Source organism: Acuticoccus sp. MNP-M23, assembly GCF_031195445.1.
Taxonomy (GTDB): domain Bacteria; phylum Pseudomonadota; class Alphaproteobacteria; order Rhizobiales; family Amorphaceae; genus Acuticoccus.
Window position 1 is genome coordinate 4,775,581 of sequence record NZ_CP133480.1, and the last position, 15,029, is coordinate 4,790,609.

General features: G+C 65.3%; 12 protein-coding genes. 5 read left to right on the forward strand and 7 right to left on the reverse strand.

The window, feature by feature from the left end; translation table 11 throughout:
- Positions 1-42 precede the first annotated feature (42 nt).
- The gene (locus RDV64_RS21955) at positions 43-1,047 is read left to right on the forward strand and encodes an alpha/beta fold hydrolase (protein WP_309197105.1); all 1,005 of its coding nucleotides are present in this window, start codon (positions 43-45) and stop codon (positions 1,045-1,047) included.
- Between the two features lie 67 nt (positions 1,048-1,114).
- Positions 1,115-2,011 (forward strand): acetylglutamate kinase, encoded by an 897-nt coding sequence (gene argB / locus RDV64_RS21960; RefSeq protein WP_309197106.1) that lies wholly within the window; start codon positions 1,115-1,117, stop codon positions 2,009-2,011.
- A 15-nt stretch (positions 2,012-2,026) separates the two neighbouring features.
- Here the strand turns inward: argB and RDV64_RS21965 are convergent, their stop codons facing one another.
- From RDV64_RS21965 to RDV64_RS21980, 4 genes are all read right to left on the reverse strand, one after another.
- Positions 2,027-2,908, reverse strand: a complete 882-nt coding sequence (locus tag RDV64_RS21965; protein ID WP_309197107.1) for an MBL fold metallo-hydrolase — start codon at positions 2,906-2,908, stop codon at positions 2,027-2,029.
- A gap of 73 nt (positions 2,909-2,981) precedes the next feature.
- Entirely contained in the window at positions 2,982-3,245 is a 264-nt protein-coding gene (locus tag RDV64_RS21970) for a Rho termination factor N-terminal domain-containing protein (protein WP_309197108.1), read from the reverse strand.
- A gap of 102 nt (positions 3,246-3,347) precedes the next feature.
- Positions 3,348-4,517, reverse strand: coding sequence for a transporter substrate-binding domain-containing protein (locus RDV64_RS21975; protein ID WP_309197109.1), 1,170 nt, complete (start codon positions 4,515-4,517; stop codon positions 3,348-3,350).
- An 8-nt stretch (positions 4,518-4,525) separates the two neighbouring features.
- The gene (locus RDV64_RS21980; RefSeq protein ID WP_309197110.1) at positions 4,526-5,698 is read right to left on the reverse strand and encodes an extracellular solute-binding protein; all 1,173 of its coding nucleotides are present in this window, start codon (positions 5,696-5,698) and stop codon (positions 4,526-4,528) included.
- 217 nt (positions 5,699-5,915) lie between these two features.
- Between RDV64_RS21980 and RDV64_RS21985 the strand changes: the two genes are divergently transcribed.
- A complete protein-coding gene (locus RDV64_RS21985; protein WP_309197111.1) occupies positions 5,916-8,966 on the forward strand; it encodes a mechanosensitive ion channel domain-containing protein in 3,051 nt (1,016 codons plus the stop codon).
- 85 nt (positions 8,967-9,051) lie between these two features.
- On the opposite strand, the gene RDV64_RS21990 is transcribed toward RDV64_RS21985, so the two are convergent.
- Positions 9,052-9,327, reverse strand: a complete 276-nt coding sequence (locus RDV64_RS21990; RefSeq protein WP_309197112.1) for a high-potential iron-sulfur protein — start codon at positions 9,325-9,327, stop codon at positions 9,052-9,054.
- Positions 9,328-9,672: 345 nt separating this feature from the next.
- Here RDV64_RS21990 and RDV64_RS21995 point away from each other — a divergent pair, with 345 nt between their 5' ends.
- The gene (locus RDV64_RS21995; RefSeq protein ID WP_309197113.1) at positions 9,673-10,992 is read left to right on the forward strand and encodes an MFS transporter; all 1,320 of its coding nucleotides are present in this window, start codon (positions 9,673-9,675) and stop codon (positions 10,990-10,992) included.
- An 18-nt stretch (positions 10,993-11,010) separates the two neighbouring features.
- Positions 11,011-12,207 carry a geranylgeranyl diphosphate reductase gene (locus RDV64_RS22000; RefSeq protein ID WP_309197114.1) on the forward strand — a complete coding sequence of 399 codons (1,197 nt, stop codon included), beginning with the start codon at positions 11,011-11,013 and terminating at the stop codon, positions 12,205-12,207.
- Between the two features lie 177 nt (positions 12,208-12,384).
- On the opposite strand, the gene ppsR is transcribed toward RDV64_RS22000, so the two are convergent.
- Both ppsR and RDV64_RS22010 read right to left on the reverse strand, forming a co-directional pair.
- Entirely contained in the window at positions 12,385-13,755 is a 1,371-nt protein-coding gene (ppsR, locus tag RDV64_RS22005; RefSeq protein WP_309197115.1) for a transcriptional regulator PpsR, read from the reverse strand.
- A 64-nt stretch (positions 13,756-13,819) separates the two neighbouring features.
- Positions 13,820-14,635, reverse strand: coding sequence for a cobalamin B12-binding domain-containing protein (locus RDV64_RS22010; RefSeq protein ID WP_309197116.1), 816 nt, complete (start codon positions 14,633-14,635; stop codon positions 13,820-13,822).
- Positions 14,636-15,029 lie beyond the last annotated feature (394 nt).

The following is a 15,029-nucleotide window of genomic DNA, read 5'->3' on the forward strand; positions in this document are numbered from 1 at the left end:
CCCGGCGGCACGGTGGCAGCACCCTTTCAAGGGAGCCTTGCCATGATCTTTCGCGCCACTCTTGCATCTGTCGCTCTGCTGCTGGCGGTGGCGTCCGCCTCGGCGCAGCTGGCTGAAAGCGGCCCGTGGCCGGCAGATGGCCCATCCGGCGAGCGCATTGCGGTGCGCAGCACCAGCCCCTTTGCGCTTTACGATGCTGCCCTCGGCAATGCGCCGGCAACGGAGGCGCGCGTCACCTTCACGCCTGCCGTCGGGGCCAGTGCCGGCAAGCCGTCGCCTGCGGTGGTGCTTCTCCATGGCGCTGGCGGCGTGTCGTCCGCGCGCGAGGGGCGGTATGCGCGCGAATTTGCGGCGCAGGGGGTCGCGGTGGCGGTGGTCGACGTGTTCGGCGCCCGCAATGGCGGCGGCTTCATGCAACGGCTGGTCAACGTCACCGAGGCAATGGCGCTCGCTGACGCCTTCGCCGCCCGCGACTGGCTGGCCGCCCGGCCGGACGTGGACGGCGACCGGATTGCCATCATCGGCTTCTCCTATGGCGGGATGAGCGCAACCTATGCCGCCTACCGGCAGGTGGTGGATGCCTACGGGGCACAGCCCTTCGCCGCCCACGTCGCCTTCTACGGCCCGTGCATCGCAAGGTTCGAGGACGTGACGGCCACCGGCGCCCCGCTCCTGATGCTGTGGGGCGAACAGGACGCCATCATCGACCCCGACGAATGCATTGCCACCGCCGCGGATCTGGAACGCGGCGGGAGCGCCGTGGAAATCACCCGCTACGATGCCCGTCACCGCTGGGACGGACGCGGCCGCAACTGGCGCGCGCCCGCCCACATTGCCGACTGCCGCTTCCGCGTCGGCCGCGACGGGGCTGCGCGTGACGAGAACACATTCTTCGTGATGGACGGGCCCGTGGCGCGCGCGGCGATGCTGGGCCTCTGCCTCAACCGCGACGGCTACCTGATCGGCGCAGATGAGGCCGTGCGCGAACGATCCAATGCGCGGATGGCGCAATTTCTCAATCCCGTCCTGTTTCCGCCGGGGGATTGAGCGCTGCCCTTGCAACCATTCCCTTGAGGCCATATCGGTTTTTGCCCGTCCGAGAAGGCTCAAGCTCATGACCGACAAGATCCAGGCCGACGCGCCGCTGCGTGCCGAAATCATCGCGACAGCGCTGCCCTACATGCTGCGCTACGATGATCGCACCATCGTCGTGAAATATGGCGGCCACGCCATGGGCGACCCGGAACTCGCCAAGGATTTTGCCGAGGACATCACCCTTCTCACCCTGTCGGGGATCAATGCCGTGGTGGTGCACGGCGGCGGGCCGCAGATCGGCCAGATGCTGGACCGGCTGAACATCAAGTCCGAGTTTCGCGACGGGTTGCGCGTGACCGACAAGGCCACCGTCGAGATTGTCGAGATGGTTCTGGCCGGCTCCATCAACAAGGAGATCGTGTCGACCATCAACCGCGCCGGCGGGCGGGCTGTGGGTCTTTGCGGCAAGGACGGGCGGATGGTCCTCGCCGAACCGCTGAAGCGCACCACGCGCGATCCGGATTCCAACATCGAGAAGGTCGTCGACCTCGGCTTCGTCGGCGAGCCGGTCGAGGTGCGTCGCGATGTGCTGGACGTTCTGGCGCGCCAGGAAATCATCCCGGTGATTGCCCCGGTCGCTTCCGGCGCCGACGGCGAGACCTACAACATCAACGCCGACACCTTCGCCGGCGCCATTGCCGGCGCGCTGGGCGCAACGCGCCTCCTCTTCCTGACCGACGTGGACGGGGTGCTCGACCAGGATGGCACGCTCATCAAGGAACTCACCGTTGCCGAGGCGCGGCGGATGATGGCATCCGGCGTCATTTCAGGCGGCATGGTCCCCAAGGTCGAGACCTGCATTGCGGCGCTGGAGCGCGGTGTGGAAGGCGTCGTCATCCTCAACGGCAAGACGCCCCATGCGGTCCTGCTGGAGCTGTTCACCGACGGCGGCGCCGGCACGCTGATCCAGCGCTGACAACGGGCCGGGCGCTCAGCCCGGCTCCCATGTGGCCGTAACGCCGAAACCGTCGGCGCGCACCCGCCCCTCTTCGGCAAGCTTTTCAAGGTGGGCGAGCACCGAAAGACCGGCCGCCACCTTCAGCTTCGGATTGATCCCCGTATAAAGCGACGCTACCAGCGCCGCCACCGTCCGGTCAGGGCCGTGCAGCCGCTCCAGAATCGCCCGTTCGCGCATCAGCCGATGGCTGCGCATGGCCGTGACCGATTTGCGCGGCTCCAGGATGCTATCGCCATGGCCGGGATAAAACCGGGTGTGCGGGATCTCCAGCAGCCGGTCCAGAGAACGCATGTATGCCTTCATCGACCCGTCGGGCGGGGCAATCACCGTGGTGGACCAGCCCATCACATGGTCTCCGGTGAGGCACACGTCCTCGTAGCCGAATGCAAGGTGGTTCGCGGTGTGGCCGGGCGTTCCGAGCGCCGTCACCGTGCTCTCGCCATTGTCCAGCACATCGCCGTCCGCCACTATGATGTCGGGTACGAACGCCATGTCGGCCGAGCCGAGAAACGGGTTGGCCTCGCCGGGATGAAGCCCGCGGGAGGCGCGGTGCGGGCCTTCGGCGACGGTTGGCGCATCGATCCGGGCGCGCAGTGCCGGCAGGGCATCCACATGGTCGCGGTGGGCGTGGGTGATGAGAATATGACTGACCGGCCGGCCGGCCACGGCACGCACGATGGCGGCCACATGCTCCGCGCTGTCCGGGCCGGGGTCCACCACCATCAGACAGTCGGTGCCGATGATGTAGCTGTTGGTGCCGGCACCGGTGAAGGGGCTTGGGTTGGGCGCTGTCAGCCGCTGAAGGCCGGGGCGCAGGGGCACGGGCGTGCCATACTGGGGGTCAAATTCACTCACCGGCTGTCTCTACACGAGCCGCGGACCGGGTGACAGCCAGCCGGCGGTCCCGAACAGCGGATCGCGCCGCCCGCTAGTGGTTGCGCAGTGCATCGATGAGGTCCGCCTTGTTCATCTTCGAGCGACCGTCGATGCCGATTTCCTTTGCCCGCTGATACAGCGCATCCCGCGTCCACGCCTCGTAGGGGTCGGCTTTGCCGCCTTTCTTAGACGGCTCGTCGCCTCTGGCGCGACTGTTGGCAATCCGCGCGGCCTTTTCCTTGGAGGCGCCTTCCTCGCGGAGCGCCTCGTAGGTGTCCGCATCCTTGATGCTGGATGATCTTGACTGCCTGGCCATCGCTAAGGCTTTCTTTCGCTGAACGATTTGCGCAGCGGCCCTGTTACGTTCCGCTGGAACCAATCACCAATGATGCACCTCGCAAAATCGTTCCGGCGGCTGTCAACCCCCGGTCGCAGCGGGAGCGGGCTGCGGCGGATTGGCGAGGCCCCCACCCAGATGGCGCAACAGCGTTTCCTTGTACTCGGTGGAGGCGAGGTAGTCCTTGAGCGCCACGTCGAGATCGTTCTTGAGCGTGGTGTCGTTCCGGCGCACTGCGAACGCGGCCTCCCGCGCTCCGACAGACGGGTCCTTCACCGGGACGGTGGACAGGCGGAACTGCTCCCCCATGGGGGTGCTCAGAAAATCCTTCCGGGCGGTGACCGCAGTTGCCAGCGCGGCATCGATGCGGCCGAGCGCAAGGTCGATCCACATTTCGGAGGCCTGATCATAAAGGCGCACGGCGCCGGGGCGCTTGTGGATCTCTGTCAGATACTGCGCGTAGATCGTGTCCGTCACGGCAGCGTATCTGGTGCTTTCTTCGGTTTCGAGGTCCTTGGTCGTTTCGCGCGGAACCACATAAAGCGCGACGAGGCTCACATACGGCACTGAAAAGGCAGCAACGTCCGCAACACGGTCCATCCCTCCGCTGGACGCGATAATGAGGTCCACCCGCCGGTCCTTGAGCGCTGCGGACATTTCACTGGGCACCAAGGGGACGAGCCGGCAATCGGCTTCCAGACGAAGGCAGATCGCAAGGGTGACCTCCACGTCGAACCCGCCGCGCACGCCAAAGCGGCTGGTGGTGCTGAAGGGCGGCGCATTGTCGCTGATGCCCACCAGGAGCGAACGCCGCTCGCGCGGCGGTGCCGCCTCTCCCGCCGGCGCAGCGTTGACCGGCGCAACCTCGGGCGCCGCAGCGTCTGCCGTTGCAGGCGGGACGGCGGGCGCTGCGGTCGTGGCGGGCGGCTCGGACGGCGCGGCTGGCAAACGCTTGGCGGCGGCGGCGTCCTCGGATGCCGGTGGCACTGCCGCATCGGCCTCTACGTTCGGCCGGAGCTGCATGGGGCCTGACGACACCTGCGGTGCTTCGGCCTGTCCGGCAGCCTCCGGGGCGGGCGCCTGCGCCGCACCCTGCTCTGCCGTTGGCGCGGTGGCGGGCGCAGACGCAGCCGGGCGGAGCGGCATGGAGCCGGACGCGGCGCCGGGCGTCTCCGGCGACTGCGCCGCCGCCATGCCGGCGGGCAGCAGCGTCAGAAGGGTGGCGGCGAGACAAACACGAAACGGGGTCATGGCAACTCTCACTCTGTCAGACGTTGAGCACGGCGCGCGGCACGGGCAATGGAGGCGCTCGCCGAGGCTGCATCCACTTCGCCGCGCAAAAGGCCGCGCACGGTTTCCGCCACACTGTCGGCAAGATCCAGAAAATTGAGGCCGTAGACGTTCACCGGCAAGGTGCGGATGTTGGCGGCAACGTCTGCAATCTGCGCAAGGATCGGCCCGGCGTCACGCACCGCCGGATCGCGGTAGAGCGCGCGATAGGTGGGCGCAAGGCCGAAATTCTTGGCGGCCATTGCCTGCGTCTGCGGTGAAGCGAGATAGGCCGCGAGCGCTTCTGCCGCATCCGGCGCCGCCGAATATCGCGAAACGCCGGCATACCAGACAGTCGCAAGCACCGGCGCCTCGGCCGCTTCTGGCCGCGGCAGCGCCCTGGCGGCAATATTGACCGCGCTCTCCGTGTCCTCGACCCTGTTGGCGCGGGCGGAGCCGGTCAGGAGTGCGGCGGATTGACCGTCCACGAACTGCGCCGTTCCATCCGCGGCGCTCGCACCGGCAGCCCCGGGGCGGGCCACGGTCCCAACCAGCTCGGACAGCACGGCGAGTGCATTTTCCACGGTTGCCCGGTCGCCTAGGTCATTGGCGCCAAGGCCGTAGATCCAGTCCAGAAAGAACGCAAACAATGTGGGATCGGCTGCCCCCAGCGAGAGGCCGGAAGCGCCGTCGGTCGGCGCCACAAGCAATTGTTCGCGCAGCCTCGACCACACGTTCACGTTTTCGCCCACCACTTCGCTGCGCACCAGAAGCACCACAATGCCCAAATGCTGCGGCCAGCCGATCCGCCGTCCGCGAAACGCCGCGGACGATCCGCCGATATAGGCTGCCGCGTCGGTGAGCGGGGTCAGCTCCACAAGGTCGCCAGAGAGCGTCGGCCCCCAGCCATCGGGATATTGCAGCACATCAATGCGCGGGCTCTCCACCGAAAACAGCGCCTGGTAGCGCTCCAGCGCGGACCGGCCGACAGCATCCGCCTTCACCACGCGGACGGTGTGACCGGTCAATTTTGCAAAGTCGGCCGCGGCACTCTGGCAAGCGGCTAGGGAACGTCCCACATCGAGGCACGACAGCGTGAGGGACGCCGCCTTACCGCCTGCAGTCGTCGCGCACAAAAGCGCCAGAACCATCAGGATACGCATCAGTCAACCCCTTTGCTGGGCATATGAGCCCCAGTCCGGGCACCGGCGGTCCCCGTATTGTATGAAGCGGCGCGCCGTTCTAAACCCGCGCCGCGGAATGTGCCACAAGGGTCTGGCCGACGCGCCACACCTCGCCTCGTAAGCCGTACCGGCAACGTCGGAAGTCCCTTTGATGCAGTCTTGCAGGCCACTCTCTTTGTTGAAATTCGCTCGCGCCGTGGCGCTCACGATGGCGGTGCTGGCGACCGGCGCGCTGGCGCCTGCGCACGCGCAGACCCCCGATCTGGAAGCGCTGGAGGCCGGTGTCCAGGCGTCCGAGCAGTCGGTCGCCAGCCTGAAGGACGCGGTGCAGCGGCAGGTGGCGGAGAACCGGCGGATTGCCGATCGGCTCGGCACCCTCAGCAACGATGGCCCCATCTCCACCATCGAGGATCTCCGTCAGGCGCAGTTCGAGGTGGACATTGCCCGCACCCGGATCCTCAACATCGACCACCGCATCGAGACGCTGAACAGCAAGATTGCTGCAATCAGCGGATCCATCGTCCGGCAGAGCGTGGTTCTGGGGAATCCCAGCGAAACGCTGCAATATGTGGTGGACGCGGAAGCGCTGGAGATCACCCAGCGCCAGCGCAAGGCGTCCGAAGCCGCCCTCAGCCAACTTCAGGCCCTGCGGGCGGCGACGCTCGACTCGGTAAACTGGCACAACGAGCAGCTTTTGATTGCCCAGCGCGCCGCGCGGCTGGATGTGCTGATTTCCGGGGCCACCTCCAGCGATGCCGCTCTGCTCAGCAAGCTGCGTGAGCTGGTTGCGGAGCTGAGCCAGCGCGCGATGACCCTCGACGCCGACGCGGACAATATTCTCGATGCCTCACCCAACGCCGTTGCCGAGCGCAATGCCGAGCGGGTGCGCGCGGACGAAGTGATCCTGCGTTCCAACGCGCGGCAGACCGACATTTCCATCGTGACCGCCCGGGCGCAGGTGCGCGGCATCACGCCGCTTATCCAGGAGCAGGCGATCCCGGTGCGCCTGTTTTCGGAATCCATTGACCTTTTAGGCGTCACGTCCGGCGACCTTGCCCGCCGCATTGTCGTGAACGAGACGATCCGCGAGGCGCTGCGCGATCTCAGCCAGATCCTTCAGGACACGCCAGACGATCAGATCAAGGAGCTGAGCGAGCGGATCAAACGCCTGCGCGCGCTGCTGAACGAACAGGACGGCGAGATCAAGACGATCCGCGAGGAAATCGGGACGCTGGTGGAGCGTCTGGCGCGCGAGCGCTCGGTGCGCGACCGTGAAACCCTGTTCCAGCGGCGCTCCGCGCGCACGGACCGGCAGGGCCGCGACCGGATCATGGCCGAAGTGCTCGAGCTTCCCGGCGAGTTTGCCGCCATCTACCGGGCCCGCCTTGCCGAAGTCCGGACCGCGGTTACCGTTGCCTTGCCGCGCAGCATAGGCATTTTCTTTCTGGCAACCCTGGCGCTGCTGGGCACCATCATCTGGCTGCGCCAGCGCCTGCTCAAGCGCTTCATCAGCGCCGACGCCACGAGCGCGACGGAAATTCCGCTGGAGGTCCTGCGGCGCAACCTCTTCTGGCTCGTCCCCGCGGTTCTCTGGTTCACGTTTACCAAGCTGTTCGCCATCTCGTCGGAAACAGCGTCCACCATCACGACGCTGCTGCTGATCCCGCCGGCGGCCGCATCGCTGCAGGACCTCACTGCGGTGATCGTCAACCGGCGCGGCACGGGCGCGGGCGGCATCGGCAAGCTGATCCGCCGGGCCACCGCCGTTGCCATGGTGCTGACGACAGTGGTGGTCGTTGCGTACATCCTGCTTGAAGAGGTGCCGCTGCTCCCCTCCACGCAACTTGCGATCAACCGGCTCGCCTATTCGGTGTTCGTGCTGGCAGGCATGCCCATGCTGCTGTTCGTCATCTTCTTTGCCCAGTCAGGCAAGGATAGCGGACGGTCGCGCGTGCGCAGCATCATTGCGAGCCTCATGGCGCTGGTGCCACCCTCGGCACTCATTGCCACCGGCGTCGCCGGCCTTGCCGGGTACACGCAGCTTGCGGCCATCATGCTGGAAGATCTGGCGACGGCAATCGCAATCGGCGCCGGCTTCGCCCTGTTCCTGGGCATCTTTTACGATCTTCTGGATGGCATGGCGCTGCGGATCCGCGAGAGGGATCCGGCGCGCGCCTACTTCGTCCGCCAGAATTTCCTTGGACCGGCGAAGGTTCTGGGGTCGGTCGTGCTGGCCGCCTTCACCGTCGTCGTTGCCGTCAACATGTTCGAGTGGACGACGGAGACGATTTTCATCAAGGAGGGTCTTGCGGCCTGGCGCTACCAGATCTTCAGCATCAGCACCACGCCGTATACGCTCGGAAGTCTGGTGCTTCTGGCGCTTGCTCTTGCCTTCGTCTTCTGGGCCGGCGCGTGGAGCCGGCGAATTGCCTACTCGGTCTTCCTTGGCAACCTCAAGGACATCGGCATCCGCCAGAGCCTGTCGGTGTTTGCGCAATATGTCGTCATCGTCATCGGCGTGCTTCTCACGCTCTCCGCCATCGGCTTCGACGTCACCACCCTCACGGTGTTTGCCGCCTCGCTTGGCGTCGGTATCGGCTTCGGCCTGCAGAACGTGGTCAACAACTTCATCTCGGGCCTTCTCCTCCTGGTGGAGCGGCCGCTGCGGATTGGCGATATCGTGACGGTGGGCACCACGTCGGGCACGGTCAGCCAGATCGGCATCCGGTCGATGCGGATGAAAACGTTCGACGAATTCGAGCTGATCGTGCCAAACTCCGCACTGGTGTCGGACACGTTCACCAACTGGACGCGGTCCAACTCCTTGATGCGCGTGCTTCTGACGGTGGGGATTTCCTACGATGACGCGCCCGAAGAGGCCGTGGCGCTCATCACCAAGATCCTCGATGAGCATCCTGGCATCGTGCCCTCCCCCGCCCCCCTGGTGACGGTGGACGAGTTCGGCGACAACAGCGTCAACCTTCGGGTCTGCTACTACGGCGACCTCAGGGGCGAATATTCGCTGTTCAGTGTGCGCGGTGACGTGCTGACCGCAATCCGCAACCGCTTTGCCGCAGCCGGCCTGTCGATCCCGTATCCGCAGCGCGACATTCACATGATCAACGCCAAGCCGGTGAACCGGCCCGACCCCGGCGAGGCGGAGCAACCGCTCGTGTCGCCCCGGCGCGATGCCGATGGCTGGCAAGGCGATGCCATCGAAATGGTCGAGGACAGCGGCAAGGACTGACGGCGCCGCCCACGAAAAAGCGGCGCGGGTCCAGGACCCACGCCGCTTCAGAAATTGTGGCCGTCAGCTTGTGGGGCCGAGTGGCTCAGGCTTTGGGGGCCCAGATGGCGCACCAGCCGTCCGGATGGATCTCACCCTGGACCATCTGGCAGGAGCCCATTGCTGCGGCGTCTGCACCCGGCACGAAGAAGGCGCAGTTTGCGCAGTTCTGCTCGCCCTTGGGCTCTTCCTGGTACTGCACTGCGGACTTCTCGAGAGCTTGCGCATTGACCTTCGTCGTCGCCATCGCAGCAGCGGCAACGCCGAGCGTTGCGCCCATGAACTGGCGCCGGGAAAGGCCGCGAATGATCGTCCTAGGCATGGTAGTTCCTCGTCTATTACGGGCGACTCGCGTTGCCCTCCAAATTAGAATAACTCCAGACGGGCTTTGGTTCAAAACTAAAATTCTTCTAAAGAGGAAAATTCACGCAGCCGATTGTCGCGGTCGAAGGCGCAGATTGAGCATGGACCGGCCCGCATGCTGCCGCTATTGTGCAAAGTGTCAGCTGGAGTTGACGCCTTTGCGCGTGACCATACCCACCATCCCTCTGCCGCAGCGCGCTGCAGGATTGGAATTTCGTTCGCACGTAATCTGGTGCCAGCGCACTGTTGCGTCAGCCTCGCCTGACATTCCCTCCCGTCCATTCCATGTCAGCGATTTTTCTGTATGAGCGCCCTCCTCGCCTGGCTCAATATCGCGCGCATGGGGCTCGTTCAGGCGTCCATGGGCGCAATGACGGTGATTCCGATCACGACTCTGCCGCGCGTGATGCAGAACGAACTCGGCCTTCTCGCCCTCAGCGCCGGCATTCTCGTCGGCTGGTATTATGCCAGCCAGGTCAGCCGCGTGGTGGTCGGCTACGCATCCGATGCTTTGGGCCTGCGCACGCCGTTCATCGTACTCGGCCTCCTCGTCCTCGGCCTTTCCAGCGTTGCGGCCTCCTGGTCGATCACCATCATGGCGGACAACCGGCTTTTGGGATTTGCCGCGGGCCTTGCCGCATACACCGGTGTCGGGTTCGGCGTTGCCGCCAGCGGCACCTCAATCCTCGCCCTGGTCGCCACAAGCATCGATCCGCGCCGCCGCGCGCCAGCCGCCACCATCATCTGGCTCCTGATGATCTTCGGAATTGCGCTTGCGGCCACCATCGGCGGCAAGGCGATGACACCGTTCTCGTTCGAGCAGCTTGTGATTGTCAGCGTATGGGTGGTGGCCATTGCCTTTGGCGGCGGCCTCCTGATGCTGATCGGGCTGGAGCGGCGCAAGACCGCACAGAAGACCACGCGCGAGCCCTTCGGCGTTGCCCATGTGGTGGGCGCCGTGCGCACCATCTGGCATGAGCCGGCGACGCGCACCTTCACCATCTTCATTTTCGTTTCGATGGTTGCCTACAACATGCAGGAGCTGGTGCTGGAGACCTATCTCGGCACCGCATTCGGCTACGACGCTGGCGAATCCACCACCATTTCGGGCTATCACCGCGGCGCCATCGCGCTCGGCCTGATTGTGTCCGCCGTCCTCGGCCGCTTTCTCCTCGGTGCGCCGCGCGCGCTTGTGGGGATGACGGTTGGCGGGTGTCTGCTCTCGGGTGCCGGCCTCGGCGGTCTGGCGCTGGGCGCTCTCAACCCGGAGGGCTGGCCCATCGTCTTCAACGTGGCTCTGTTCGGCTTTGCCAATGGCATGTTTGCCGGCGGTGCCGTCGCCTCCATGTTCGGCCTGTCCGGGATGGGCAAGGAGCACCGCGAGGGCACCCGCCTTGGCGCGTTCGGTCTGGCGCAGGCCACCGGCTTCGGCGTCGGCCTGTTTCTGGGCGCCGCGCTGCTCGATGTCGCGAGCGCGGCTGCCGGGGCGATGCCGGGATTTGCCGTCGTCTTTTCCGTGGAAGGGGTGCTGTTCGTTGCCGCCGCTCTCCTTGCGCTCAGGATCTCGCGCGGGGCCGCCGCCCCGGCCACCCCAATTGAAACGCGGACACCAAGAACCGCCTGAAAACAAATGGAGAGCACCATGGAGACCTGTGATGTGATCGTTGTCGGTGGCGGCCCTGCCGGGGCTACCGCAGCCGAGCATCTGGCCCGTTCGGGCGCCTCCGTGGTGCTCCTCGACAAGGCCGGGCGGATCAAGCCGTGCGGCGGCGCGATCCCGCCCCGCGCCATCCGCGACTATGCAATTCCCGACGCGCTGATCTGCGCCAAGGTGGACAGCGCGCGGATGATCTCCCCCTCCGATCGCGCCGTCGATATGCCCATCGAGAACGGCTATGTGGGCATGGTCGACCGTGACGTGTTCGACGAGTTTCTGCGCAACCGTGCCGCCGAAGCCGGCGCCCGCCGCGTCAAGGGCACCTACCTCGCCATCGACCGCAGCGACGGCCAGCCTCTGGTGCGCTACCGCGATGCCGACGGCACTGAAGTCGCCATCAAGACCCGCCTTGTGATCGGCGCGGACGGCGCCCGTTCGGCGGTCGCCAAGCAGGCGCTCAACGGCTCGATGACCAAGTCGGTGTTTGCGTACCATGAGATCATCGAATCGCCCGCCGATGGCCCCGCCTTCGATGCCAAGCGCTGCGAGGTCTACTATCAGGGCAAGCTCTCACCCGACTTTTACGCCTGGGTGTTCCCACACGGAAAGACCGCCAGCATCGGCGTCGGCTCTGCGCACAAGGGGTTTTCGCTGCGCGGCGCGGTGCGCGACCTTCGCGTTGCCACCGGGCTCGACACCGCCGTCACCACCCGCACCGAAGGCGCACCCATTCCGCTGAAACCGCTGAAGAAGTGGGACAATGGACGCGACGTGGTGGTGATTGGCGATGCCGCCGGCGTTGTGGCCCCCGCCTCCGGAGAAGGCATCTACTATGCGATGGCGAGCGGCGAAATGGCGGCCGAAGAAGGTCTGCGCGCCCTCGCCGGCCAGCCCCGCGCGCTGGCCAACATCCGCAAGCGTTTCATGAAGGCGCACGGGCGCGTCTTCATGGTGCTCGGCATCATGCAGTGGTTCTGGTACGCCAACGACAAGCGGCGCGAACGCTTCGTGACCATGTGTGCCGACCCGGACGTGCAGCAGCTGACCTTCGAGGCATACATGAACAAACGCCTCGTAAGGCGCAAACCCGGCGCTCACCTTAAGATCTTCCTCAAGGACACGGCGCATCTGCTCAGGATCGTGAAGCCGGTCAAGGACGGCGACGGCGCCGCGAAAGCCTGATTTCAGCCACTAACATGTGAAGGGCGCAGGCCAAGGCCTGCGTCCGCTCTTACGCGCGGCTCTTGCTGGCGGGATGATGAAGAAGGTTCGCTGTCGGCATCAGGGTGCGGACATGGTGGCGCGTCGCGCCCGGGAGCTGATGACGGAGAACGATGGACGGCAGGCGACGGGCGGGTGTCAGGCCGTTCCGCTGTCCGCATCGACAATGCCGAAGCGGCGCATCTTCACATAAAGGCTCTGGCGGCTGAGGCCGAGAAGCTCGGCCGCGGAGGCGCGGTTGTCGCCTGAAAGCTCCAGCGCGGCCTCGATGCACATCTGCTCGATCCGGTCCGTGGTCTCGCGCACGATTGACTTGATGGGCACCCTGCCAACGAGTTCGGTCAGCTGCTGGGCCGAGCGAGCGGGCAGCAGCGGGTCGGGCAGCGCGGCCTGGCGGATCGAAAGGCCGATGAACTCGCCCTTGGTGTCCTCTATGCGGGTTGCGGAAACTTCCACATCCTGCAGCTGGCCCATGTCCCCTTTCACCACCGTGGCGAAGGCCCGCAGCGTTCCGGCATCATTCAGCGCAGCGCGAATCACCGAAAGGTCGACCCCAGGCCGTCCCAGCCAGCGGTCGAGCGGGGTGCCGATGAGATTGCGCACGCTGCCGGCCTCGGTCATCACCGCGAACGCCTCGTTGGCGGCGACAATCGAGAAATGCTTGTCGGTGGTGACAAAACCGTCCGGCATCGTGTGGATCAGGCGAACCAGCTGATCCTGGGCTTCGTCCACGCGGTCCGCCGGGTCGCGCGAGCGCCAGACGATTGCACCGGGGTTGGAGCGCACGGGTGCCAGGATGATCCGCCCGATCCCGAGCGACACCGAGCGCGGCGTCTGCGTGCGGCGAACTTCGTGAAGCTCGGCGGCCAGCGTGTTGCGGTCGGCGCCGCGGGCGACCTCGACCACGCGGCGCCCCACAAGGCGCGGCAGACGCGAATAGGCTGCGCTGGCCGCGTGATTGGCGGAGCTGATCCGGTCGTCCTCGTCGATGAAGAGCGCCGGCTCCTGCGCGAGGTGGAAAAATTCGCGAAAGCGCGATTCGGCTTCGCGCAGCTTGGTGTACTCGACTTCGGCACTGCGCTGCGCTGCAACAAGGCGCCTGTTCGCAGATGCAACCGGCGACATGTCCCGCCCGATTGCAAGAATAAAACCGTTTTCGAGCCCGTGAACCGTATAGAGGATCGGCAGGTCGATCTGTCCCTGGCGCGGGTGGTTCACATGGACCTTGAGCGACTGGGTGTCGTGCAGAGACGCCAGCAGACGCTCAACCTTTTCGCGAGTTTCCACCGTCACCAGGTCCTTGAACCGGCTTCCGGGCCAGTGCTCGAACATGGCGCGCGGCATGTCCGGGTCGCCAATCGAGACGTCAACCACCGTTCCCTGGCTATCAAGCACAAGGGCCAGGTCGGAGGCGGCCGTGACAAGCGATGCTATTCCACTCGCGGAAATTGCCTCGAATGCACCAATATTGGCCGAGAAGATGGGACTTCCGCCGCGTTGCGCGTCCATCCGCCTCAGTTCTCCTTACAAAGCGTCTGATGAAAAAGACGCGGGCCAGACGACAGCACGGGGCTCATGTGGCCCGCCCGACAACACCATCCGCAATCCACCTGTTCGCGATCTTCACTGCGTCCGGGCCATCGATGGCGACTGCGTCTGCGCCTATATATGTGGACAATTCCCGCCGTCGCAAGAATGCAGGGCCCCCGACCAGGACTTTCAGGTTTCGATTCAACGAGCGATCCCGCACTGCACGCACGACCCGCGCGGCCTCCTCTACCAACGTATCTCCCGAAAGGGAAAGCCCGATCAGGCCGAACCACTGCCCTTTGACGGCCTTGATCAGATTTTCGCCGTCCGCAGTGGGCCGGTAGTCCACTTCCCACTGCGCCATCCGGAACAGATGCTCCACGATGGCGAGGCCGAAAACATGGGTTTCCCCCGGCGTCGGCCCCAGCAGAATCCGCCGGTCCGGCATGGCGATGGTAAAGAACCGCGCCGAGATCGCCGACACCACGGCGTGCAGACACAACATCCCTGCACTCACATCCAGAATGTCGCGCTTGTCGACGTTCCAGTCTTCTCCGAGCTTTCGTGCCGCCGGCGCAATCAGGTGGAGCAGCGCATCGGCGTAGGAACCGCCCGAATCGATATAGTCGATGACCCAGCTGTTGATTGTCTCGCGGTCGCTGTCCACCGCGGCATCGGCCACAGCGGCAACCACGTCGGCAGTGGGTCGCGGTACTGCAGCAGCGGCATTGCCGGACAGCGTCAGAAGCTGTGGAACGATGTGGTTCTCGATCGTGCGCGCAAACTCGCCGCGCCAAGCTTCGGACGGGGCTGCTCCGTCCGTGCCTGCAGTCGTTTCGCCGGAAAAGTCGAGCGGCATGAGCCCTCCTTACGAGCATCCCTTGCGCGCTCGCTTCATTCCGCAGCCTAGAGGCTTCACACCGTCGGTCCAACAAATTGCGGTCGGCAGTTTGACGGGAAACAAAATTTTCGGGCGGCACGGCAAGTGAGGCCGCGTGCCCATCGAGCGGCAGATTGCCCATACAAATTCACAGTGTCAATATTTATAGACACATTATTCTCGGTGTACGCTGATGGCACGGTGTCACAGGCCGTGGACGTCAACTCCAGTTGACAGTTATCGGCCAACCATCATACGTTAATAGGTACACGAAACAGTCTCTGCGACCCGGCCATGGGCGCCTCTGGGGGGACGATGGCAAACCGCAAAAATGCGGACCTGGGCAGCGAAGCCGCCTCATCCGCAGACCGCC